Source organism: Streptomyces tricolor (genome assembly GCF_002155905.1).
GTDB classification, from domain to species: domain Bacteria; phylum Actinomycetota; class Actinomycetes; order Streptomycetales; family Streptomycetaceae; genus Streptomyces; species Streptomyces tricolor.
This window is the reverse complement of record NZ_MUMF01000206.1, coordinates 1-22,308: the sequence shown is the minus strand read 5'-3', so window position 1 is coordinate 22,308 and position 22,308 is coordinate 1. Positions and strand designations below refer to the sequence as shown.

Here is a 22,308-nt window from a genome sequence, read left to right as displayed (position 1 = left end):
GCGGGCCGTGTTCCGGTACACCGAGCGGCTGGTCTCGCACGACGCCGTGCTGCGGATGCTGGCCGACACCAGGGTGGCGGTGTACCGGCGGCTGGAGCGCCTCGCACCCGCCGGTCTGCGCGGCACCCGGCGCGGTGATCTGCTCACCCGGCTGGTCGCGGACGTGGACGCGTTCCAGGACTACTGGCTGCGCTGGCTGCTGCCCGCCGGTGTCGCCCTCACCGTTTCCGCCGCCTCCGTCGGCTTCACGGCCTGGCTGCTGCCCGAGGCCGGCGCCGCCCTCGCGGTGGGCCTGCTGGCGGCCGGCGTGGGCGTCCCCCTGCTGACCGCGACCGCGGCCCGGCGGACCGAGCGGCGGCTGGCGCCCGCCCGCGGAGTGCTCGCGACCCGGGTGACCGATCTGCTCACCGGCACCGCGGAGCTGACCGTCGCCGGTGCGCTGCCGGCCCGTACCGACGCGGCCCGGCGGGCCGACGGCACCCTCACCCGGATCGCCGCGCGGGCCGCCGCCGTCACCGGGCTCGGCGACGGGCTGACCGCGCTGATCTCCGGGCTGACCGTGACGGCCACCGCGCTGTTCGGCGCCCAAGCGGTGGCCTCCGGCCGGCTGGGCGGCGTGGCGATGGCCGTGGTCGTCCTGACTCCGCTGGCCGCCTTCGAGGCCGTACTGGGGCTGCCGCTCGCCGCGCGGTACCGGGATCGGGTACGGCGCAGCGCGGAGCGGGTGTACGAGGTCCTGGACGCCCCCGAGCCGGTAGGCGAACCGGAGTCGCCCCGGCAGGCGCCCGCCTCGCCGTTCCCCGTGGTGGTCAAGGGCCTGGTCGCCCGGTACCCGGGGCAGCGGCAGCAGGCGCTCGCCGGGCTGGATCTGACGCTGGAGCAAGGGCGCCGGGTCGCTGTCGTGGGGGCGTCCGGCTCCGGCAAGACGACCCTGGCGCAGGTGCTGCTGCGGTTCCTCGACCCGGAGGCGGGCTCGTACACGCTCGCCGGGGTGGACGCGGGTGCGCTGGCCGGTGACGACGTACGGCGGCTCGTCGGGCTGTGCGCGCAGGACGCGCATCTCTTCGACAGCTCGGTGCGCGAGAACCTGCTGCTGGCCAGGAAGGACGCCACCGAGGCGGATCTGCGCGGGGTGCTGGCCCAGGCCCGGCTGCTGGACTGGGTGGACTCGCTGCCCGACGGCCTGGACACGCTCGTCGGCGAGCACGGGGCGCGGCTGTCCGGAGGTCAGCGGCAGCGGCTGGCGCTGGCCCGCGCGCTGCTGGCCGGCTTCCCGGTGCTGGTCCTGGACGAGCCCGCCGAGCACCTGGACCTGCCGACGGCCGACGCGCTGACCGCCGATCTGCTGGCCGCCACGGAGGGCCGGACGACCCTGCTGATCACCCACCGGATGGCGGGGCTCGACGCGGTGGACGAGGTGATCGTGCTCGACGCGGGCCGGGTGGTCCAGCGCGGGTCGTACGAGCAGCTGATCACCGAGGACGGACCACTGCGGGAGATGGCCCGCCGGGAGGCCGAGGCGGAGTCGCTGGTCGGGGTGGGCTGAGTGCGGAGCCGGCTGCCGGGGTGGCCGGGTGCCTGATCGCCGGACCGGGTGGCCTGGTGCGGGGAGTCGCCACGGGTATGAGCCGAGGCGCCGTGCCCGCCGGGCAGGACACCGAGTACTACCGCACGCGGTCCGGTAGATCACCGCATCCGCGGGGGGCGGGCATCGCGTGCTACCGCCCACAGGCCCGGCAGGCCACCGCGCCGGCCGGGCCGGGCATCCAGTGCTGTCGCTCACAGGCCGTCCGGCCACCGCGCCCGCCGCGCTCGGCATCGAGTGCTGTCGCTCGCGGGTCCGGCACGTCATGGCCGCTGTGGGGCCGGGCGGGTGCTACCGCTAGCGGGCCCGGCAGGCCACCGAGCTCGCCGGGCCGGGCATCGAGTGCGACCGCACGCAGCTCCGGCGGGCCGCCGTGCCCGCCCCGCTCAACGTCGTCCGTGCCGCGCGCAGGACCGGAAGGCTTCAGGCCCCGCCGGGCCGGGCATCGAGTGCGACCGCACGCAGCTCCGGCGGGCCGCCGTGCCCGCCCCGCTCAACGTCGTCCGTGCCGCGCGCAGGACCGGAAGGCTCCAGGCCCCGCCGGGCCGGGCATCGAGTGCGACCGCACGCAGCTCCGGCGGGCCGCCGTGCCCGCCCCGCTCAACGTCGTCCGTGCCGCGCGCAGGACCGGAAGGCTCCAGGCCCCGCCGGCCCGGCTGCCGCCTGCTACCCCGCGCTGTGGGCCAGCAGTTGTTCGATCACCACCGCGACGCCGTCGTCGTTGTTGGCGACCGTGCGGCCCGATGCGGCGGCGATGACGTCCGGATGGGCGTTGCCCATGGCGTACGAACGGCCGGCCCAGGTCAGCATCTCGACGTCGTTGGGCATGTCCCCGAAGGCCACGACCTCCTCGTGGGAGATGCCGCGCTCGGCGCAGCACAGGGCGAGGGTGCTGGCCTTGGAGACGCCGGGGCCGCTGAGTTCCAGCAGGGCGCTGGGGCTGGAGCGGGTGACGTTGGCGTGCTCGCCGACGGCCAGCCGGGCGAGGGTGAGGAAGGCGTCGGGGTCGAGCGAGGGGTGGTAGGCGAGGATCTTGAGCACGGGCTGGTCGGCGTCCGGGCCGTCGGGCGCGAGCAGTTCCTCGGCGGGCAGCAGGTGGTCGGGTATCTCCATGTGCAGCTTGGGATACTCCGGCTCCTGGTGGAAGCCGTACGTCTGCTCGACCGCGAACACCGTGCCGGGTGCCGCGTCGCGCAGCAGCCGTACGGCGCTCAGGGCGTTGTCCCGGGCCAGTTCGCGGACCTTCACGAACCGGTGGGCGCCCGGGCCGCCGTGCAGGTCCACCACGGCGGCACCGTTGCCGCAGATCGCCAGGCCGTGGCCGTGGACGTGGTCGCTGACCACGTCCATCCAGCGGGCCGGCCGGCCGGTGACGAAGAAGACCTCGATCCCGGCCTCCTCGGCGGCGGCCAGGGCGGCGACGGTTCGCGGGGAGACCGACTTGTCGTCGCGCAGCAGCGTCCCGTCGAGGTCGGTGGCGATCAGCCGCGCGGGGGTGGCGGCGGCAGGGGTCCCGGGCTGTCTGGTCGCTGAGGTCACCCGGTCATTCTCGCGCATATGCCCGCACGACCGTGCGGGACTCCGCACGGATGAGACGTAGATGACGTCGAGACCCCCTCAGCCCGGAGCCCGGCCGGACTCCGGATCGGGGCGGTCAGTCCAGCTGGGCGAGGGCCTCCATGGCGATCCGCTCGAAGACCTTCTCGTCCGCGGCGAAGTCGGAGTCCGGGATGGGCCAGTGGATCACGATCTCGGTGAAGCCCAGCTCCCGGTGGCGGCCGGCGAAGTCCACGAAGGCGTCCAGGGAGGCCAGCGGCCGGCCGCGGTCCGGGGTGAAGCCGGTGAGCAGGACCTTGTCCAGCTCGGCCAGGTCCCGCCCGGCGGCCTCGCACGCCTCGGACAGCTTGCCGATCTGCCCGCGCAGGGCCGCGACGGACTGCTCCGGCGTACCGGTCTCGTACAGCTTCGGGTCGCCGGTGGTCACCCACGCCTGGCCGTACCGCGCGGCGAGCTTCAGACCGCGCGGGCCGGTGGCCGCCACCGCGAACGGCAGCCGGGGGCGCTGGACACAGCCCGGGATGTTGCGGGCCTCGTGCGCCGAGTAGAAGCGGCCCTCGTGCGACACCGCGTCCTCGGTGAGCAGCCGGTCGAGCAGGGGCACGAACTCGGCGAACCGGTCGGCGCGCTCGCGCGGGGTCCACGGCTCCTGGCCGAGGGCGGTCGCGTCGAAACCGGTGCCGCCGGCGCCGATGCCGAGGGTGATCCGGCCGCCGGAGATGTCGTCCAGGGAGATCAGCTCCTTGGCGAGGGTCACCGGGTGGCGGAAGTTCGGCGAGGTGACCAGCGTGCCGAGGCGGAGCCGGTCGGTGGCCGCCGCGGCGGCCGTCAGCGTCGGGACGGCGCCGAACCAGGGACCGTCCCGGAAGCTGCGCCAGGACAGGTGGTCGTAGGTGTACGCGGTGTGGAAGCCGAGCTGCTCGGCGCGCACCCAGGCCGCACGGCCACCCTCGTGCCAGCGGCGGTACGGCAGGATCACGGTGCTCAGTCGCAGACTCATGGGTCCGAGCGTAAGCGGCCCCGCCGACAGCGAACGAACCGGTCACCGCACGCGGTCGCGCGGCCACGGGCGTGTTCGAAGGCCGTCCTCCTCAGCGAGGGCCGGGAAAGCGCAGGTAGCGCGGGGGGACCGCCGATGTCAGCCAGACTCCGTTGGCGCTGACGTGGAAGACATGGCCGTCGCGGTGCATGGCGCCGGCGTCGATGCTGAGCACCACGGGGCGGCCCCGGCGGGCGCCGACGCGGGTGGCGGTCTCCCGGTCGGCGGAGAGGTGGACGGCGTGCCGGGTCATGGGACGCAGGCCCTCCCCGCGGATCGCGTCCAGATGCCGGGCGACCGTGCCGTGGTAGAGGTACGGCGGCGGGGTCGCCGGGGGCAGGCCGAGGTCGACCGCGATGCTGTGGCCCTGGCTGGCGCGGATCCTGCCGCCCTCGATCACGAAGCGCCGCTTGTCGTTCGTGGCGACGACGTGGTCCAGTTCCGCGCGGGTGAAGCGGAAGCCGTGGGCGGTGGCCGCCGCGATCAGCGTGTCGATCTCCACCCAGCCGCCCGGGTCCGGTGTGAGCCCGATCTGCTCGGGCTGGTGGCGCAGGTGTCTGGAGAGGTATTTCGACACCCGCACTGCGCGTCGTTCGTCCATGGGTCCAGGGTGCGGGAGAGACACGGATCACGCAGGTGGATTTTCTCCAGAGGTTTGATCCACAAGCAAGTGCGGTTATCCACAGGCGAATTGGCGAAGTTGTGGACAACCGGCGCTCGCTTCGGGTGTTTCGTGAACCCGCTTGCGCTCACAGCCTCGGTTCCAGCGCGATCCGCCTCCGGTTCCAGCGCGATCACCACCTTCGGATCCAGCGCGCTCACAACCTCGGTTCCACGCGCGCGATCCTCCTCAGCAGCCCCGGAGCGAACCGGGACAGCAGGTGCGCACCCCGGGCCTCCGCCGTCACCGGTGCCACCGCCTTGTTGTGCGCCACCGCGTCCAGGATCGCGTCGGCCACCTTCTCCGGCGGGTAGTTGCGCAGGCCGTACAGGCGGGCGGAGCGCTGCCGGCGGCGGAGCTGCTCCGCTTCGTCGACGCCGGCGAAGCGGGCCGTGGCGGTGATGCTGGTGTTGACGAAGCCCGGGCAGACGGCCGTGACGCCGATGTCCTGGGCGGCCAGTTCGGCGCGCAGGCACTCGGAGAGCATCAGCACGGCCGCCTTGGAGGTGCTGTAGGCGGGCAGCGCGCGCGAGGGCTGGTACGCGGCGGCGGACGCGATGTTGACGATGTGGCCGCCCTGGCCGCGCTCGGCCATGCGCGCCCCGAAGAGCCGGCAGCCGTGGATCACGCCCCACAGGTTGACGTCCAGCACGGTGCGCCAGTCGTCGGTCGTCGTGGCGAAGAAGGACCCCGACAGGCCGATGCCCGCGTTGTTGACCAGCACGTCCAGCACGCCGTACTCGCGGTGGACCTTCTCCGCGAGCTTCTCCATGGCCTGTTCGTCGGAGACGTCGGCCGGCTCGGCCCAGGCCTCGGGCGCGCCGACCAGCCGGGACAGCTCGGCGGTGCGGGCCGCGGCCTCGGCGTCCCGGTCGACGGCGATCACGCGCGCGCCGGCCTCGGCGAAGGCGAACGCCGTCGCCCGGCCGATCCCGCTGCCCGCGCCGGTGACCAGCACCAGCTGCCCGCCGAACCGCTCGGCACGGCGACCGGTGGCGGCCGGCGCGGGACGGCCGCCCGCCACGGAGGTCACGAACTCGTCGATCCAGGCGGCGACCTGGTCGGGCCGGGTGCGCGGGACCCAGTGGCGGGCCGGGAGCGTGCGCCGGGTCAGCTGCGGCACCCACTGCTCCAGGTCGTCGTAGAGCCGCTCGGAGAGGAACGCGTCGCCCTCGGGCAGGATGAGCTGCACGGGCGCGTGTGCGTACGCGTCCGGGCGCGGCCTGCGCAGCCGGGCGCGGACGTTGTCCCGGTACAGCCAGGCGCCGTGCGCCGCGTCGGCGGGCAGCGAGGCGGTCGGATAGGCACCGCCCGGGAGCCGCTCGACCCGCTCCAGGATCTTCGGCCAGCGCTTGCCGAGCGGGCCGCGCCAGGCCAGTTCCGGCAGGAGCGGCGTGTGCAGCAGGTACACGTACCAGGACTTGGCGCCCTGGCCGAGGAGCTGGCCCACCCGGCGGGGCGTCGGACGCTTCACGCGCGCGTTGACCCAGTGCCCGAAGTGGTCGAGGGACGGCCCGGAGATCGAGGTGAAGGAGGCGATACGGCCCTCCGTGCGGGCCACCGTGACGAACTCCCAGGACTGCACCGAGCCCCAGTCGTGCCCGACGAGGTGCACCGGCCGGTCCGGGCTGACCGCGTCCACGACGGCCAGGAAGTCGTCCGTGAGCTTGGCCAGGGTGAAGCCGCCGCGCAGCGGCCGGGGTGCCGTGGAGCGGCCGTGGCCCCGCACGTCGTAGAGGACGACGTGGAAGCGGCCGGCGAGCCGGGCGGCCACCTCCGACCAGACCTCCTTGCTGTCCGGGTAGCCGTGCACCAGCACCACCGTCGGCTGCTGCGGGTCGCCCAGCTCGGCCACGCACAGCTCGACCCCGCCGGTGCGCACCCAGCGCTCCCGCGCGCCTGCCGGCAACGAAAGTGTCGTCACTTCTCCTCCGCCCAGCGCCGCACGTGCGGCAGCTCGTCGTCCAGCCAGAACGCGCTCTCCTCGGGGTCCCGGGAGTCGGTGACCACCAGGATCTCCTCGAACTTCGCGCCCGTACCCCGGAAGCCGAGGTGCGGCTCGACCGCCCACAGGCCCGGCCGCGGCGGGTGGTCCGAGAAGCGGTACGGCGACCACAGCGGTGACCAGCCCTCGCGGTGGCCGTGCAGCGCGTCGGCGGCCAGGCCCTTCAGGGACTGCGTACCGAACCCGAACAGACGGGGCGAGAAGCGGCGCTGCCGCACCCGGTCCACCTTGTGGGCGATCACCCCGAAGGGATAGGCGCGGTGCCGGTTGGCGTAGCCCTGGCGGACCATCAGCCGGTCCACGTCCTCGTAGATCTCCCGCAGGGAGCGCCGCTCACGCACCTCGCGCAGGATCAGCTCGCGGTGTGCCTCCAGGTCGGCCATCAGCCGGTCCTGCACCGGGTTCACGCCCAGCGAGCCCGAGTAGCCGATGTCCGCCGTGTACCCCTCGTACACCGGCGCCATGTCCAGGATGAACGGCATCCCGGGCGCCAGCGCGCGGTCGGTCGGGAAGAACTGGAGCGGGAGACGGAAGTTCACGAACGCCGTACGGTCCCCGAACCAGGCGAAGGGGAGATGGAACCAGTCCCGCACCCCCCGCTCGCGCAGCCACTCCCGCTGCATCCGCGCCGCCTCGCGCTCGGTCACGCCCGGCTCCAGGCGGGCCGCGACCGCCTCCGCGCACTCGTAGGCGAGGCGCTGCACCCGCCTGAACCCCCGCAGTTCCGCGGAGAGTTCGCTGCTCACTGCCGTCGTCATGCCGCCCCGTCCCGTCGACCGCGGTACGCGTCCGTAACTTGACACACGCGAATCTGGCACTTGTTAGAGGCGGCGTCAATAGGCGGGATCAAGGGCTGTGCACGGCGCCCCCCGCGGCGCCCCCGTCTTCCCCTGGGTGGGCGACCCTTAGGGTCCCGTAATACCTGGGGCTGACGAGGAAACGGCTCTGAGGTCTGACGACGGACGTGGTCCGGATCACTACCGTCGAAGACGTGACTGTGATCGCGACCGAAAGCCTGAGCAAGCGGTTCCCCCGGGTGACCGCGCTCGACCGGCTGTCCGTGGACATCGGACCCGGTGTGACCGGACTCGTCGGAGCCAACGGCGCCGGCAAGTCCACCCTGATCAAGATTCTGCTGGGGCTGTCCCCCGCCACGGAGGGCCGCGCCGAGGTGCTCGGCCTCGACGTCGCCACCAAGGGCGCCGCCATCCGCGAGCGCGTGGGGTACATGCCGGAGCACGACTGCCTGCCGCCGGACGTCTCGGCCACCGAGTTCGTCGTCCACATGGCCCGCATGTCCGGCCTGCCGCCCGCCGCCGCCCGCGAGCGCACCGCCGACACCCTGCGCCACGTGGGGCTGTACGAGGAGCGCTACCGCCCCATCGGCGGCTACTCGACCGGCATGAAGCAGCGGGTCAAGCTCGCCCAGGCGCTGGTGCACGACCCCCAGCTGGTCTTCCTCGACGAGCCGACCAACGGCCTGGACCCGGTCGGCCGGGACGAGATGCTCGGTCTGATCCGCCGCATCCACACCGACTTCGGGATCTCGGTCCTGGTCACCTCCCACCTGCTGGGCGAACTGGAGCGCACCTGCGACCACGTCGTCGTCATCGACGGCGGCAAGCTCCTGCGCTCCAGCTCCACCACCGACTTCACCCAGACCACGACCACCCTCGCGATCGAGGTCACCGACAGCGACGCCCACCCGGACGGCACCCGCGCGGTCCGCGAGGCGCTCCACGCGCGCGGCGTCGACACCCACGGGGAGGCCGGCGGCCTGCCCGGCGCCGGACACATCCTGCTGCTGACCGCCACCGGCGAGGAGACCTACGACCTCGTCCGGGACGTGGTCGCCGACCTCGGCCTCGGCCTGGTGCGCATGGAGCAGCGCCGGCACCACATCTCCGAGGTGTTCACCAGCAGCGACGACCAGCGGAAGGAGGCCGTCGGCCATGGCGGTTGACCAGCCCACGCACGCGGCGGCGACGCCCGCCGGCGACCAGTCCCGCATCCACGACATCGGCTACCGCGGCTACGACGGCCCCCGCCTCGGCCGCGCCTACGCCCGCCGCTCGCTGTACTCGCAGTCCCTGCGCGGCGCCTACGGCCTCGGCCGCTCGGTGAAGTCCAAGGTGCTGCCCATGCTGCTGTTCGCGGTCATGTGCGTGCCCGCCGCCATCATGGTGGCCGTCGCCGTCGCCACCAAGGCACACGAACTGCCGGTGTCCTACACCCGGTACGCGATCATCATGCAGGCTGTGATCAGCCTGTACATCGCCTCGCAGGCACCCCAGGCGGTCTCCCGCGACCTGCGCTTCAAGACCGTACCGCTGTACTTCTCCCGGCCCATCGAGACCGCCGACTACGTCCGCGCCAAGTTCGCGGCGCTCGCCTCGGCGCTCTTCGTCCTCACCGCCGGCCCGCTGCTCGTGATGTACGCGGGCGCGCTGCTGTCCAAGATGGACTTCGCCCACCAGACCAAGGAATTCGCCCAGGGACTGGTCTCCGTGGCCCTGCTCTCACTGCTCTTCGCCGGCATCGGCCTGGTCATCGCCGCCTTCACGCCGCGCCGCGGCTTCGGCATCGCCGCGGTGATCGCCGTACTCACCATCTCCTACGGCGCGGTCTCCACCCTCCAGGCCATCGCCTCCACGCAGGACAGCGACAGCGCGATCCCGTGGATCGGCCTGTTCTCGCCGATCACGCTGATCGACGGCGTGCAGTCCGCGTTCCTCGGCGGCAGCTCCGCCTTCCCCGGCGGGGTCGGCCCCTCCCACGGCGAGGGCGTGGTCTACGTCCTGGTCGTCCTGGGCCTGACCGCCGCCTGCTACGGCCTCCTGAACCGCCGCTACCAGAAGGTGGGCCTGTGACCACGCCCAGCCCGTCTCCCGCCACCACCCTTCCAAGGAATGGGCTGCGCCCATGAGCACTCTCACCATCGACCACGTCTCCCGCTGGTTCGGCAACGTGGTCGCCGTCAACGACATCACCATGACCATCGGCCCCGGCGTCACCGGCCTGCTCGGCCCCAACGGCGCCGGAAAGTCCACCCTGATCAACATGATGGGCGGCTTCCTCGCCCCCTCCACCGGCACGGTCACCCTCGACGGGCAGCCGGTGTGGCGCAACGAGTCCGTCTACCGGCACATCGGCATCGTCCCCGAGCGGGAGGCGATGTACGACTTCCTCACCGGCCGCGAGTTCGTCGTCGCCAACGCGGAACTGCACGGCCTCGGCGACAAGGCCGCCCAGCGCGCCCTCGCCACGGTCGAGATGGAGTACGCGCAGGACCGGAAGATCGCCACCTACTCCAAGGGCATGCGGCAGCGCGTGAAGATGGCGAGCGCCCTGGTCCACGACCCGTCGCTGCTCCTGCTCGACGAGCCGTTCAACGGCATGGACCCGCGCCAGCGCATGCAGCTGATGGACCTGCTGCGCAAGATGGGCGACGAGGGCCGCACGGTGCTGTTCTCCTCCCACATCCTCGAAGAGGTCGAGCAGCTCGCCCGGCACATCGAGGTCGTCGTCGCCGGACGCCACGCGGCCAGCGGCGACTTCCGCCGGATCCGCCGTCTGATGACCGACCGCCCGCACCGCTACCTGGTCCGCTCCAGCGACGACCGCGCCCTCGCGGCGGCGCTGATCGCCGACCCGTCCACGGCGGGCATCGAGGTCGACCACGCCGAGGGCGCGCTGCGCATCCAGGCCGTCGACTTCGGCCGCTTCACCGCCCTGCTGCCGAAGGTCGCGAGGGACCACGGCATCCGGCTGCTCACGGTCTCGCCGTCCGACGAGTCCCTGGAGTCCGTCTTCTCGTATCTGGTCGCGGCGTAGGAGGCCGAAGATGTACGACCCCACCGTCGCCCGGCTCACCTACCGAGCCCTGCTCGGCCGCCGCCGGGCCCTCATCCTCGGCGCGCTGCCGCTGCTGCTGATCGTGATCTCCGTGGCCGTGCGCGCCCTGACCGGAGCCGACGACCAGACGGCCGCCGACGTCCTCGGCGGCTTCGCGCTCGCCACCATGGTGCCGATCATCGGTGTCATCGCGGGCACCGGCGCGATCGGCCCGGAGATCGACGACGGCTCCGTGGTCTACCTGCTGTCCAAGCCGCTCAAGCGGCCCACGATCATCTTCACCAAGCTGATCGTCGCCATCGCCGTGACCATGGTCTTCTCGGCCGTGCCGACCCTCGTCGCGGGCCTGATCCTGAACGGCAACGGCCAGCAGATCGCCGTGGCCTACACGGTCGCCGCGCTGGTCTCCTCCATCGCCTACTCGGCGCTCTTCCTGCTGCTGGGCACGGTCTCCCGGCACGCGGTGGTCTTCGGGCTCGTCTACGCCCTGGTCTGGGAGGCGCTGTTCGGCTCCCTGGTGCCGGGTGCGCGCACGCTGAGCGTCCAGCAGTGGTCGCTGGCCGTCGCCCACAAGGTCGCCGACGGGAACCTGGTGACCTCGGAGGTGGGTCTGACGACGGCCACCGTGCTGCTGGTCGCGGTCACCGTGCTGGCCACCTGGTACGCCGGGCAGAAGCTGCGGTCGCTGACGCTGGCGGGCGAGGAGTGACGGGGCCCGGCCTTGACGGGGGCTTCACCTCGGGCCGGGCACACTGAACGCGGCGGGGGTACGGCTGGAAGGCCACGCATGGCTGACGAGATACCGCGGCACGACGGACGGGACGGCTCCGGCCGGGACACCTGGGACGAACCGGTCCTGGACGAAGCGTTCGTGCGCGAAGCCGAGACCGCCGAGCCGTCCGCCCGGGCCCGGATGCTCGCCGCCCGCTGGCGGGCCGAGGAACCTCAGCCGCAGCCCTGGCGCTCCGACGAGCCGCCGGCGGGCTGGTTCTTCGGCAAGGCGCGCAGACGCCGGTGGCGGCGCCGGTAGCGGCGCCCGCCCCCTTATGCGCCGGCACCCGATTTATTCGGTGGCACCCGATTCGGCGGCGAGGCACAGTGGTTGTGCCCCGTCCGCCGGGATCGTCCCGGCGTCACCGACTGGGAGTGGAGGTGGGCGGTGTCCATGCACGGCAGTACGCCCAGCTCCCGACAGGGCAGCCCGAGGCCGGCTCCGGAGTGATCCGTTACCCCTCCGTGGAGCCACGGGAGCTGTCCGGGGCGGCCGCTTCGAGCACGCGATGTCGCTCTCGCGTGGGCCGCCCACCCGGAGGATTGGCCGAGTGGTAAGGCACCGGTTTGCTGAACCGTGGTCGGGCCTGAGAAGCCCGCGCACGTTCGATCCGTGCATCCTCCGCAAGACGATGGCACCGGGACCTCGCCGGATCCCGGCCTGCGGGGCCGGGGCGGGTGAGGTCCCGGTGCCGTCACACCCCCCGGGCGTCGGCGATCGCGTCCAGTTCGCGCATCGCCTCCGCATGGGCGCTCAGGGTCCGGTGGACCGTGCCCGTGGTGAAGAGGACCGCGCCGGCGACGGAGACCGGGACGGACAGGGCGAGGACGGCCAGGGACTCCGGCCAGTCGCGTTCGTCCGCGCAGTAGTCGCCGTCGTAGCGGCCCTCGTTGGCGGTGCCGCGGTCCGTGAAGAGGCGGGACTCGCACGAGACGGGGTAGTGGTCGCCCGGCTCGCGGTCCACCTCGTACGGCGTGAGCAGCAGGACGGCACACCAGATCCACAGCAGCCCCGCCACGGCGAGCAGGCCGATGCCCCAGGCGCGTATCCGGCTGGCACGGTCGCGGAAATCGAGGTCGTACTCTCGTGATCGCATGGCCACCGAAGGTAGCAACCGCCGGGGACCGTCGATGCGCCGGTCGAGTCGGACCGAAGGAGCAGCGCATGTGCCGCGCGCGCTCCTGACCTGGCACTCCAGAGCGACGGCAAGCTGACCGACGCCGGCAGCCGCGGCGGTGACCGGGCGCTGGCCCGCTCCGACACGGACGGCAGCCCGGACACCGGTCTCGCCGGTGCCGGGGACGCCGAGACCTGTCTCGCGCCCTGCCTGTCCTGACGCGGCGGCTCGCTAGCCGAGCAGCCGCTCCAGCACCACCGCGATGCCGTCCTCCTCGGGGGACGCCGTGACCTCGTCGGCCACCGCCTTCAGCTCCTCGTGAGCGTCGGCCATGGCCACGCCGTGGGCGGCCCAGGCGAACATCGGGATGTCATTGGGCATGTCGCCGAAGGCGATCGTGTCGGCGGCCTTCAGCCCCAGGCGGCGGGCCGCCAGCGACAGGCCCGTGGCCTTGGACAGGCCGAGGGGCAGCAGCTCCACGATGCCCGCACCCGCCATGGCGACCGTGACGAAGCCGCCGGCCGTCTGCCGGGCCGCCTCCGCCAGCTCGTCGTCGCCGAGCGTCGGATGCTGGATGTAGATCTTGTTGAGGGGGGCCGACCAGAGGTCGGAGGCGTCCGTGAACGGGGTCGCGGGCAGTGTGCCGTTGACCGCGTAGCCCGGGCCCACCAGCACGTCGCCGTCGAGGCCGTCCCGGCTGGCCGCCAGGTACAGCGGGCCCACCTCGGCCTCGATCTTGGCCAGGGCGACGCCCGCCAGCTGCCGGTCCAGGGTGACCGAGGTCAGCAGGCGGTGGGCGCCGGCGTCGTACACCTGGGCGCCCTGGCCGCAGACGGCGAGGCCGTCGTAGCCGAGGTCGTCCAGGATGTGCCGGGTCCAGGGGACCGCGCGGCCGGTGACGACGATGTGCGCGGCGCCCGCCGCGGTGGCCGCGGCGAGCGCGTCACGTGTGCGCTGCGAGACCGACTCGTCCGAGCGCAGCAGCGTGCCGTCGAGGTCGGTGGCGATGAGCCCGTACGGGAAGCTCACCGGGACACCGGCTCCAGCACCTCACGGCCGCCCAGGTACGGGCGCAGCACCTCGGGGACCCGGACGGAGCCGTCGGCCTGCTGGTGGTTCTCCAGGATCGCCACGATCGTGCGCGGTACGGCGCACAGCGTGCCGTTGAGGGTGGCCAGCGGCTTGACCTGCTTGCCGTCGCGGACCCGGATGGACAGCCGGCGGGACTGGAACTCGGTGCAGTCCGAGGTGGAGGTCAGCTCGCGGTACTTGCCCTGGGTCGGGATCCACGCCTCGCAGTCGTACTTGCGGGCGGCCGAGGCGCCGAGGTCACCGGAGGCGACGTCGATGACGCGGAACGGCAGCTCCAGCGAGGTCAGCCACTGCTTCTCCCACTCCAGCAGGCGCTGGTGCTCGGCCTGGGAGTCCTCGGGGGCGACGTACGAGAACATCTCGACCTTGTCGAACTGGTGCACACGGAAGATGCCCCGGGTGTCCTTGCCGTGCGAGCCGGCCTCGCGGCGGAAGCACGGGGAGAAGCCCGCGTACCGCAGCGGCAGCCGGTCGGCGTCGATGATCTCGTCCATGTGGTAGGCCGCCAGCGGGACCTCGGAGGTGCCGACCAGGTACAGGTCGTCCTTGTCGAGGTGGTAGACGTCCTGGGCGGCCTGGCCGAGGAAGCCGGTGCCGGCCATGGACTGCGGGCGGACCAGCGCCGGGGTGAGCATCGGCGTGAAGCCGGCGGCGGTGGCCTGCGCGATCGCCGCGTTCACCAGGGCCAGCTCCAGCAGGGCGCCGACGCCGGTGAGGAAGTAGAAGCGGGAGCCGGAGACCTTGGCGCCGCGCTCGACGTCGATGGCGCCGAGCAGCTGGCCCAGCTCCAGGTGGTCCTTGGGCTCGAAGCCCTCGGCGCCGAAGTCGCGGATGGTGCCGTGCGTCTCCAGCGTGACGAAGTCCTCCTCGCCGCCGACGGGCACGTCGGGGTGGACGAGGTTGCCGAGCCTGAGCAGCAGCTCCTGGGTCTCGGCGTCGGCCGCGTCGCGCTCGGCGTCGGCGGCCTTGACGTCGGCCTTGAGCTGCTCGGCGCGGCTCAGCAGCGCGGCCTTCTCGTCGCCGCTGGCCTTGGGGATCTGCTTGCCGAGCTGCTTCTGTTCGGCGCGCAGTTCGTCGAAGCGGACGCCCGAGGACCTGCGCCGCTCGTCGGCAGACAGGAGGGCGTCGACGAGCGCGACGTCCTCTCCACGGGCACGCTGGGACGCGCGCACACGGTCGGGGTCCTCACGGAGCAGGCGAAGGTCAATCACGCGCCCAAGGCTACCGGTGCGGGGTGGCGGCTCACGAATCACTATTCGGGCGCGTTGTGATGTGCGGCTTACGTTCCGTTATGCGGTAATTGCCGAACGTGTCAAGGAAAAGTGTCTCACTCCCTGGGACGAGGCAGGCCACGGACGCCGCGTTGACCGGATTCCCTTGTGGGAAACGGGATTTGGCAGCCCGGTTGTCCACAGAAATCCACACCGCCGGAAGAGTTATCCACAGGCTGTGTGGAACGTCTGTGGACTTCGGAATTGATCACTCCGGAAACTTCGAACGCACTGAAGAATTCCCGGGTCAAACCCCGACGACACCCACGTTCGGGGGGAAATCGGTCGCCCCAAAAGGTGAACCAAAGGAAACGAGTGGACGAAGGGTGGCTCAGGCGCCGGTGACCGCACCGGGGCGCTCCCGGGCGATTTGTCGACCCGGTGGCCTTACGCTGTCGACTTGTCCCCAGGTCGAGAAGGGCACCTGTGGATAACTCCTGTGGATAACGTTGGTATGCAGGTACGACTGGCTAGAACCGGCCGTCCTGGCAGCGCGCCACCCAGTCCGCAGCCGCCATGAACTCCTCGTCCGACGTCCCCGGCAGCATGGGCCGGGCCTCGCCCGGTGCGATGTCCGCGCGCGGATAGGAACCGAGGAAGCGCACCTGGAGACAGATCCGCCGCAGCCCCATGAGCGCCTCCGCCATCCGCCGGTCGGCGATATGCCCCTCGGCGTCGATGCAGAAGCAGTAGTTGCCGATGCCGGCGCCGGTCGGCCGGGACTGCAGCAGCATGAGGTTGATGCCCCGCGAGGCGAACTCGCCGAGCAGATCGCGCAGCGCGCCGGGGTGGTCGTCGCGCTGCCACAGCACCACCGAGGTCTTGTCGGCGCCGGTGGGCGCGGCCGGCCGGGCCGGGCGGCCGACCAGCACGAACCGGGTCTGGGCGTTCTCCGCGTCGTGGATCCCGGTCTCCAGCGCCTCCAGGCCGTACCGGGCGGCGGCGAACTCGCCCGCGAAGGCGGCGTCGTAGCGGCCCTCCTGGACCAGGCGGGCGGCGTCCGCGTTGGAGGCGGCCGACTCCCAGACGGCGTCGGGCAGGTGCGCGCGCAGCCAGTTGCGCACCTGCGGCTGGGCCGCCGGGTGGGCGGAGACCGTCTTGATGTCCGCGAGCTTGGTGCCGGGGCGGACCAGCAGCGCGAAGGTGATCGACAGCAGCACCTCGCGGTAGATCATCAGCGGTTCGCCCGCGACCAGCTCGTCCAGGGTGGTGGTGATGCCGCCCTCGACGGAGTTCTCGATCGGCACGAACGCGGCCTCGGCCTCGCCGGCCCGCACCGCGTCCAGCGCGGACTGCACCGACACGTACGGGATCAGCTCCCGGGTGGCCGCCTCCGGAAGCGTGCGCAGGGCGACCTCGGTGAAGGTGCCTTCCGGGCCGAGATAGGCATAGCTCGCTGGCATGTCCCTCACCCTAATGGCCGTCAGGTGGCCCGTCCTCCGTGTCTCACGATTGCCACTCGACCGGGTGGTTTGAATCCGGTTCATCCCTCGAGCAGCCGCTGACCCACGTATTCGCCCTTCGCCGCCCCGCCCGGCACCGCGAACAGGCCGCTCGTCTCGTGCCGGATGTACTTCGACAGCGCGTCGCCCCGGTCGAGCTTGCGCTGCACCGGCACGAAGCCGCGCAGCGGGTCCGCCTGCCAGCAGATGAAGAGCAGACCGGCGTCCGGCGTGCCGTCGGCGTCGATGCCGTCGTGGTAGGAGAAGGGGCGCCGCAGCATGGCCGCGCCGCCGTTCTGGTCGGGGCGGGTGATCCGGGCGTGCGCGTTCAGCGGGACGACGTACTCGCCCTTGGCGTCGGCCTTCTCCAGGTCCATCGGGGTCGTCTCGCCGCCGCCGGACAGCGGCGCCCCGTCGGCCTTGCGGCGCCCGATGACCGCCTCCTGGGCCGGGAGCGACAGCTTCTCCCAGTCGTCCAGGAGCATGCGGATCCGGCGTACGACCGCGTAGGAGCCGTTCGCCATCCAGGCGGGCTCGCCCGAGGCGGGCACGAAGATCCGCCGGTCGAAGTCGGCGTCCGCGGGCTTCGGATTGCGCGTGCCGTCGAGCTGGCCCATGAGGTTGCGGGCCGTCATGGGGTGGGCGGTGGCGCCCGGGCTGCGGTTGAAGCCGTTCATCTGCCAGCGCACCCGCGCCGCCGAGCCCGCGTCCTTCTGGATCGCGCGCAGGGCGTGGAAGGCGACCAGGGCGTCGTTCGCGCCGATCTGCACCCACAGGTCGCCGTCGCTGCGGGACCTGTCGAGCCGGTCGGAGGAGAAGGCCGGCAGCGGGTCCAGGGCGGTGGGCCGCTGCTTCTCCAGGCCGGTCCGGCCGAAGAAGCTGTGCCCGAAGCCGAAGGTGACGGTCAGCGAGGACGGACCCGCGTCCCGGGCCACATCGGTGTCGCCGTGCGGTGCCGCCTCGCCCGCCATCAGCCGCTCGGCCGTCGCCGACCAGCGGCGCAGCAGGGCCGCCGCCTCCTTGCGGCCCGCGCCCGCCGCCAGGTCGAAGGCGACGAGATGGCCGCGCGCCTGGAGACCGTCGGTGATGCCGGGCTGATGTTTCCCGTGAAACATCGCCCGGTCGGAGCCCACCGAGGTCAGCGGGGTGGCCTCGGCGGGCGCGGCGGCGTAGCCCACGGCACCGCCGGCCGCGCCGAGTGCCAGGCCGGTGGCACCGGCGGTGCCGATCAGGGCGCGCCGGGAGATGCCGCTCGTGCCCGGGGCGGGCTGCCGGGTCACGGGCGCGTCGGGTGTGCGGGCCTCGGAGAGGGACGGTTCGGGCATGGTGTGGTTCAGCCGATCTGCGCGTTCTTGGAGACGGTCACCTGGTCGATGTCGGAGGTGCGGACCGTGACGGCGACCTTCCAGTCGCCCGCCATGGGCAGCTGCACTCCGTTCGCCGACCAGTGACCGGTGGTGATGTGGTCGGGGTTCACGGGGAGCGGGCCGATCTTCTTCGCCTCCAGGGTGAAGGCGACCTTCACCTCGGGGACGTCGAAGGCCCGGCCGTTGGGCCGCTGGACGTACACGTGCATCTCGTTGGCGCCCACCCGCGCGGGGTCGAGATCGATGCTGACGACGCCCTTGCCGTCGGTGCCGCCGGTGTCGAACGGCATGTCCAGGGTGAGCGCGCCGGACGCCGCCGCGGTGCCGGAGCCGGCCGACGCGGAGCCGGCCGCCCTGGCCTCCAGCTCGGTGCGGCCCGGCTCGGTCTGGGTCAGCGCGGTGGTGACGGCGAGCAGTACGAGGGCGACGCCGGCCTCGGCGAGAACCGAGCGGCGCAGCCCGAAGCGGTTCGGGTCGGCGTCGCGCAGCCGCTTCTCCCGGGCGGCGTCGACGGCCGCGCGCTGCCGGGCGAGCTGGGCGGCCCGCTCGGAGTCGTCCGCGCCGGTGCCCTTGCCGCCGCCGGCCGCCGACGCGGCGGCGACCTGCTCCTTGCGGGCCTGGACCTGCTCCTTGCGGGCCTGCGCCTGGGTCTTCCTGGCCTTCCCCGCGCGGGCGACCGGGTCGGTGAGCCGGCCCGTCCACCGCCGGGACACGGCCGCGACGGCGACCAGCACCGCCACCAGAGCGATCTTGACCAGCAGCAGCTGTCCGTACCGGGTCTCGGTGAACGCGGACCAGGAGCCGAGCTGCCGCCAGGACTGGTAGACGCCGGTGGCCACGAGCACCAGGACCGAACCGAAGGCCAGCCGGGAGAAGCGCCGGACGGCGGCGGCCTCGACCGGGGTCTCGGCGGGCGCCCGGTACAGGGCGGTCAGCAGGGCGGTGAGGCCGCCCAGCCAGGCGGCGACGGCCAGCAGATGGAGGACGTCGACCGGCATGGCGAGACCCGGCTGGAGCCCGGTGGAGGCGTGCTCGGCCATGGCCCAGCTGCTCGCGAGCCCGGCCGCGACGACGACCCCGCCCACGGCGAGCCCGAAGGTCAGGTCGCGCTTCTCCGGACCCTCCTCGCGCCGGGTGTAGGCGCCGAAGAGGACGGCGACGAACAGCGCGGCGGCGGCGAGCAGCAGCAGCCGGGAGACCAGGGCGGCGCCGGTCTTGGTCTGCAGCACCTGGCCGAGCAGGTCGAGGTCGAAGACGTCGGCGAACTTCCCCGAGCCGGTGTACGAGCCGCGCAGGAGCAGCAGCCACAGGGTGGCCGCGGTCAGCGTGACCCAGCCGCCCACGACCAGCCGCTGCAAGGGCCGTACGCCCGCGCCGCGCCGCCAGCAGGCGAGCACGAAGGCCGCGCCGCCGGCGAGCACCGTGAAACCGGCGTACGACATGTACCGGCCGAACGCGTAGAGCCCGCCCACGACTCCGCCGCCCGCGGCCGGTCCGGCGCCGGAGACGACGGTCTCGGAGGGCGCCCCGACGGAGAAGGTGTAGGCGCCGGCGACGGGGTGGCTGTCCGCCGAGACGACCTGGTAGGTGACGGTGTAGGTGCCCTTGGCCAGGCCGCTCTTGAGCTTCACGGCGTACGTCGTGCCGCTCACGTTGGCCGGGCTGCCGGTCTGCACCGGCGTGCCCCGGGGGTCGAGGACGCGCAGGGAGCCGTCGTTCAGCGCCACCTTCTCGGAGAAGGTGAGCGACACCTGGGTCGGCGCCTTGTCGGCCACCACCCCCTGCGCGGGGTCGCTGCCGGTCAGTGCCGCATGGGCGGAGGCCGGTCCCGCGCCCGCCAGCAGCGCGCCGGTGACGGCGATGAGCAGCAGCACCAGGATCCGCAGGCGGGGGGCGATGGTCCGGGTCACGGTGGTCCCTCCCTCAGTGGCCGGTCGACGGGTGGTACGTGGCGGCCTTCACCGGCATCTCCACGGTGAGCGGCCCGGACTCGGCGAAGCGGAGCTTCACGGTGACGGTCTGGCCCTGCTTCGGCCTGCGCTTCAGCTTCTCGAACATCAGGTGGTTGCCGCCGCTCGCGAAGACGAGCCGCCCGTGGGCCGGTATGGCGAAGGAGGACTGCTCCGTCATGGTGCCGCCGGCCGTGCTGTGCAGGGTGACCTGGCCGGCGACGTCCGTGGTGACCGAGGTCAGCTCGTCCGCGGCACCGCCCTTGTTGATGATCGTCAGGAAGCCGGCGGCCATGTCGGCCGAGACGGGCTGGGGCATGTAAGGGGAGCTGACGGACAGCTCCGCCTCGTCCGACCCCGGACCGGACCCGGAGCAGCCCGTGAGGGCCAGGGCACCGGCGAGCGCGCCCGCGGTCAGGGCGGCGGAGGCACGCCTCACGGCTTGGCTCCCTCGACGAGCTTGGGCAGGTCGCGGGTGTAGTCGTCGACCGTGGCGCTCTCGCTGTAGAGGACGTACCCGGCGTCGGTCTTCGGCGAGAAGGCGATGACCTGGGTGCCGTGCATCGAGACGAGCTTGCCCTTCTTGTCCTTCTTCGTCGGCTCCACGGCGATGCCGACGGACCGGGCGCCGGCCTGGATCTTGGCGAAGTCGCCGGTCAGGCCGATGAACCGGGAGTCGATGCCCTTGAGCCACTTGCCCAGCTCGGCGGGGGTGTCGCGGCCGGGGTCGGTGGTGACGAACACCACCCGCAGGTCGTCCTGCTGGTCCTTGGGCAGCGCCTTCATGGCGACGGCGAGGTTGCTCATGGTCGTCGGGCAGACGTCGGGGCAGTGGGTGTAGCCGAAGTAGACGAGGGTCGGGTGGCCCTTGGTCTCCTTGCGGAGGTCGTACTTCTTGCCGTGGGTGTCGGTGAGGACGAGGCCCGGCTTGTCGAAGGGCTGGTCGAGGACGGTGGCGACCTTGCTCGCGTCGGATCCGCCGGAGACCACGGCGATCGGCGACCCGGCGTCGTCCTCCTTGCCGCAGGCGGAGAGGGTCAGGGCGGCGGCGGCGAGCAGGGCGGCCGCGGCGAACGTCTTCTTGCGCATAGAAAAATGTCCCAGATGTGTGAACTGCGGCGCGCACCGGGGTCCACGGGGGCGTCGTCCGACGGCCTCGCGCGACGCCCGGTACGCGCTGCGGAGCGAAGGGCTCAGGCGGTGGTCCGGCGGCGGCCCGCGAGGACGCCGTAGGCCACGCCCGCGATCCCGATGACGATGCCGACCACGCCGAGCACGCGCGCGGTGGTGTCACTGCCGTCGCCGGAGTCGGCGGCGGCCGTCTTCTCGGTCTTCTCGGCGGTCTTCTCGGCGGTCCCCGAGCCGTGGTGGTCGTCGGTGGCGGCGGACAGCTCCAGGACCGGGGCCGGGTTCTCCGGCTCGTCCTGGCCCTCCTGCGGCACCTCGATCCAGCGCACGACCTCCTTGTTGGAGTAGGTCTGGATCGCCTTGAAGACCAGTTCGTCGGTGTTCTCCGGCAGGGCGCCCAGGGAGAGCGGGAACTTCTGGAAGTAGCCCGGCTCGATGCCCTTGCCGTCGGCGGTCCAGGTCACCTTGGTGACGGCCTCGTCGATCTTCTCGCCGTGCATGGTCAGAGGCTTGTCCAGCTTGGACTTGGTGACCTCGGCCTTCCAGCCGGGGACCGGCTGCGGCATCACGGAGGCGATCGGGTGGCCGGCGGGGAGGGTCACCTCCAGCTTGGTGGTCGAGGCGTCGTCGCGCTCGTTCGGCACCTTGAAGTCGACGACCGCGTAGCCGCCCTTGGCGGCGGTGCCCTCCGGCTGCACGGTGACGTGCGCGAACGCGGGGGCGGACAGCGCGAGGACGGCCGTACCCGCGACGGCAGCGGCGGCGGCGATACGGGAAACCTTCATGGAAGGAAGCACTCCACTCTGAGTGAGGTCCGGTGGTGAGGAGGAATACGCGCGCACGCGCGCATGCCGCACGACGGCGGCACACCGGAGCCCGTGTTCGTGGAGGGAGGCGGCGGCCGCGTCAGGCGGCGAGGAGGAAGGCGGCGGCGGGCGGACCGCGCCGGATCACCGTGTGCTGGAGTACGGCGGTGTGCGGGGCCGGTGCCTCGTCGCGGTCGGCGCGCGGGCGGCGCGGGCCGGGCCCGGGGGCGGGCAGCAGCCCGGCGCACAGGGCGCGCGCCAGCGCGAGCGCGGCGCGCAGGGACCGTACGAGCGACCCTTCCGCGACACCGTGCGCTGACAGCTCGATCAGCCGCAGCACGGCCAGGTCCCCGCGGCGCAGCAGCCAGCCGACGGCGGCGGCGGCGAGCGCATGGCCGAGCAGCATCGGCAGCGAGGGCAGCAGCCCGGCCGAGGCGCCGGTGGCGTCGTGCGCGTGCTGCAGGGTGTCCAGGGCGGCCGTCGGCCGGCCGGAGCGGTCGATGAGACGCGCGTCCAGCAGCAGCCGGAAGGCGTGTCCGGGAGTGAGGGAGGCCGGGGCCGACCCGCACACCAGCCGGGTGGCCTGCTCGACCAGCGCGCTGTCGCTCAGCGTTCCGCCGGCCGGCCCGCCCGCCGTCATGGCCGCCGCCGGCATCCCGGCG

Annotated in this window: 21 protein-coding genes and 1 tRNA gene; 7 read left to right on the top strand and 15 right to left on the bottom strand. The window is 72.8% G+C overall.

Annotated features, from left to right (window positions below):
* A partial coding sequence (cydC, locus tag CCN44_RS15790) for a thiol reductant ABC exporter subunit CydC (RefSeq protein WP_086697992.1) occupies positions 1 to 1,546 on the top strand: 1,546 nt, incomplete at its 5' end.
* A gap of 705 nt (positions 1,547 to 2,251) precedes the next feature.
* Here cydC and CCN44_RS15785 read toward each other — a convergent pair.
* The 5 genes from CCN44_RS15785 to CCN44_RS15765 all read right to left on the bottom strand — a co-directional run bounded on the left by CCN44_RS15785 (position 2,252) and on the right by CCN44_RS15765 (position 7,605).
* A complete protein-coding gene (locus tag CCN44_RS15785; protein ID WP_189397125.1) occupies positions 2,252 to 3,142 on the bottom strand; it encodes a Cof-type HAD-IIB family hydrolase in 891 nt (296 codons plus the stop codon).
* A gap of 97 nt (positions 3,143 to 3,239) precedes the next feature.
* The gene (locus tag CCN44_RS15780; protein WP_059249987.1) at positions 3,240 to 4,142 is read right to left on the bottom strand and encodes an LLM class flavin-dependent oxidoreductase; all 903 of its coding nucleotides are present in this window, start codon (positions 4,140 to 4,142) and stop codon (positions 3,240 to 3,242) included.
* Positions 4,143 to 4,233: 91 nt separating this feature from the next.
* The gene (locus CCN44_RS15775; RefSeq protein ID WP_086697990.1) at positions 4,234 to 4,782 is read right to left on the bottom strand and encodes an RNA 2'-phosphotransferase; all 549 of its coding nucleotides are present in this window, start codon (positions 4,780 to 4,782) and stop codon (positions 4,234 to 4,236) included.
* Positions 4,783 to 4,999: 217 nt separating this feature from the next.
* Complete coding sequence (locus CCN44_RS15770) at positions 5,000 to 6,766, bottom strand: SDR family oxidoreductase (protein ID WP_086697989.1); 1,767 nt, start codon at positions 6,764 to 6,766, stop codon at positions 5,000 to 5,002.
* Positions 6,763 to 7,605: a M24 family metallopeptidase gene (locus CCN44_RS15765; RefSeq protein ID WP_059249984.1), complete on the bottom strand. Its 843-nt coding sequence runs from the start codon at positions 7,603 to 7,605 to the stop codon at positions 6,763 to 6,765. Before CCN44_RS15765 ends, CCN44_RS15770 begins: the two co-directional genes overlap by 4 nt.
* A 239-nt stretch (positions 7,606 to 7,844) precedes the next feature.
* Here CCN44_RS15765 and CCN44_RS15760 point away from each other — a divergent pair, with 239 nt between their 5' ends.
* From CCN44_RS15760 to CCN44_RS15735, 6 genes are all read left to right on the top strand, one after another.
* Positions 7,845 to 8,810 carry an ABC transporter ATP-binding protein gene (locus tag CCN44_RS15760; protein ID WP_059255039.1) on the top strand — a complete coding sequence of 322 codons (966 nt, stop codon included), beginning with the start codon at positions 7,845 to 7,847 and terminating at the stop codon, positions 8,808 to 8,810.
* On the top strand, positions 8,800 to 9,717 hold the full coding sequence (locus CCN44_RS15755; protein WP_059249983.1) for a hypothetical protein: 918 nt from the start codon (positions 8,800 to 8,802) through the stop codon (positions 9,715 to 9,717). Before CCN44_RS15760 ends, CCN44_RS15755 begins: the two co-directional genes overlap by 11 nt.
* Positions 9,718 to 9,769: 52 nt before the next feature.
* Positions 9,770 to 10,681: an ABC transporter ATP-binding protein gene (locus CCN44_RS15750; protein WP_059249982.1), complete on the top strand. Its 912-nt coding sequence runs from the start codon at positions 9,770 to 9,772 to the stop codon at positions 10,679 to 10,681.
* Positions 10,682 to 10,691: 10 nt separating this feature from the next.
* The gene (locus tag CCN44_RS15745; RefSeq protein ID WP_086697988.1) at positions 10,692 to 11,411 is read left to right on the top strand and encodes an ABC transporter permease; all 720 of its coding nucleotides are present in this window, start codon (positions 10,692 to 10,694) and stop codon (positions 11,409 to 11,411) included.
* A gap of 78 nt (positions 11,412 to 11,489) precedes the next feature.
* Positions 11,490 to 11,732 (top strand): SGM_3592 family protein, encoded by a 243-nt coding sequence (locus CCN44_RS15740; protein WP_086697987.1) that lies wholly within the window; start codon positions 11,490 to 11,492, stop codon positions 11,730 to 11,732.
* A 278-nt stretch (positions 11,733 to 12,010) separates the two neighbouring features.
* Positions 12,011 to 12,098, top strand: a tRNA-Ser gene (locus CCN44_RS15735).
* Between the two features lie 70 nt (positions 12,099 to 12,168).
* On the opposite strand, the gene CCN44_RS15730 is transcribed toward CCN44_RS15735, so the two are convergent.
* The 10 genes from CCN44_RS15730 to CCN44_RS15685 all read right to left on the bottom strand — a co-directional run.
* Positions 12,169 to 12,570, bottom strand: coding sequence for a hypothetical protein (locus CCN44_RS15730; RefSeq protein ID WP_059249979.1), 402 nt, complete (start codon positions 12,568 to 12,570; stop codon positions 12,169 to 12,171).
* 252 nt (positions 12,571 to 12,822) lie between these two features.
* A complete protein-coding gene (locus CCN44_RS15725; RefSeq protein WP_086697986.1) occupies positions 12,823 to 13,620 on the bottom strand; it encodes an HAD family hydrolase in 798 nt (265 codons plus the stop codon).
* Positions 13,617 to 14,894, bottom strand: a complete 1,278-nt coding sequence (serS, locus tag CCN44_RS15720; protein ID WP_059249977.1) for a serine--tRNA ligase — start codon at positions 14,892 to 14,894, stop codon at positions 13,617 to 13,619. Before serS ends, CCN44_RS15725 begins: the two co-directional genes overlap by 4 nt.
* 530 nt (positions 14,895 to 15,424) lie before the next feature.
* Positions 15,425 to 16,357, bottom strand: a complete 933-nt coding sequence (gene pheA / locus CCN44_RS15715) for a prephenate dehydratase (protein ID WP_059249976.1) — start codon at positions 16,355 to 16,357, stop codon at positions 15,425 to 15,427.
* 80 nt (positions 16,358 to 16,437) lie between these two features.
* Positions 16,438 to 17,721, bottom strand: a complete 1,284-nt coding sequence (gene efeB, locus CCN44_RS15710; RefSeq protein ID WP_086697985.1) for an iron uptake transporter deferrochelatase/peroxidase subunit — start codon at positions 17,719 to 17,721, stop codon at positions 16,438 to 16,440.
* A gap of 8 nt (positions 17,722 to 17,729) precedes the next feature.
* Entirely contained in the window at positions 17,730 to 19,673 is a 1,944-nt protein-coding gene (locus CCN44_RS15705) for a copper resistance CopC/CopD family protein (RefSeq protein ID WP_059249974.1), read from the bottom strand.
* A gap of 13 nt (positions 19,674 to 19,686) precedes the next feature.
* On the bottom strand, positions 19,687 to 20,151 hold the full coding sequence (locus CCN44_RS15700) for a copper chaperone PCu(A)C (RefSeq protein WP_086697984.1): 465 nt from the start codon (positions 20,149 to 20,151) through the stop codon (positions 19,687 to 19,689).
* A complete protein-coding gene (locus tag CCN44_RS15695) occupies positions 20,148 to 20,801 on the bottom strand; it encodes an SCO family protein (RefSeq protein WP_059249972.1) in 654 nt (217 codons plus the stop codon). Before CCN44_RS15695 ends, CCN44_RS15700 begins: the two co-directional genes overlap by 4 nt.
* 104 nt (positions 20,802 to 20,905) lie before the next feature.
* Positions 20,906 to 21,625 carry a YcnI family copper-binding membrane protein gene (locus CCN44_RS15690; protein ID WP_059249971.1) on the bottom strand — a complete coding sequence of 240 codons (720 nt, stop codon included), beginning with the start codon at positions 21,623 to 21,625 and terminating at the stop codon, positions 20,906 to 20,908.
* A gap of 121 nt (positions 21,626 to 21,746) precedes the next feature.
* A partial coding sequence (locus CCN44_RS15685; RefSeq protein WP_107502073.1) for a hypothetical protein occupies positions 21,747 to 22,308 on the bottom strand: 562 nt, incomplete at its 5' end.

Coding starts and splice junctions, on each gene's coding strand:
- CCN44_RS15785 (WP_189397125.1), bottom strand. CDS start 3,142: ATGCGCGAGAATGACCGGGTGACCTCAGCGACCAGACAGCCCGGGACC.
- CCN44_RS15780 (WP_059249987.1), bottom strand. CDS start 4,142: ATGAGTCTGCGACTGAGCACCGTGATCCTGCCGTACCGCCGCTGGCAC.
- CCN44_RS15775 (WP_086697990.1), bottom strand. CDS start 4,782: ATGGACGAACGACGCGCAGTGCGGGTGTCGAAATACCTCTCCAGACAC.
- CCN44_RS15765 (WP_059249984.1), bottom strand. CDS start 7,605: ATGACGACGGCAGTGAGCAGCGAACTCTCCGCGGAACTGCGGGGGTTC.
- CCN44_RS15755 (WP_059249983.1), top strand. CDS start 8,800: ATGGCGGTTGACCAGCCCACGCACGCGGCGGCGACGCCCGCCGGCGAC.
- CCN44_RS15750 (WP_059249982.1), top strand. CDS start 9,770: ATGAGCACTCTCACCATCGACCACGTCTCCCGCTGGTTCGGCAACGTG.
- CCN44_RS15745 (WP_086697988.1), top strand. CDS start 10,692: ATGTACGACCCCACCGTCGCCCGGCTCACCTACCGAGCCCTGCTCGGC.
- CCN44_RS15740 (WP_086697987.1), top strand. CDS start 11,490: ATGGCTGACGAGATACCGCGGCACGACGGACGGGACGGCTCCGGCCGG.
- CCN44_RS15730 (WP_059249979.1), bottom strand. CDS start 12,570: ATGCGATCACGAGAGTACGACCTCGATTTCCGCGACCGTGCCAGCCGG.
- pheA (WP_059249976.1), bottom strand. CDS start 16,357: ATGCCAGCGAGCTATGCCTATCTCGGCCCGGAAGGCACCTTCACCGAG.
- efeB (WP_086697985.1), bottom strand. CDS start 17,721: ATGCCCGAACCGTCCCTCTCCGAGGCCCGCACACCCGACGCGCCCGTG.
- CCN44_RS15695 (WP_059249972.1), bottom strand. CDS start 20,801: ATGCGCAAGAAGACGTTCGCCGCGGCCGCCCTGCTCGCCGCCGCCGCC.
- CCN44_RS15690 (WP_059249971.1), bottom strand. CDS start 21,625: ATGAAGGTTTCCCGTATCGCCGCCGCCGCTGCCGTCGCGGGTACGGCC.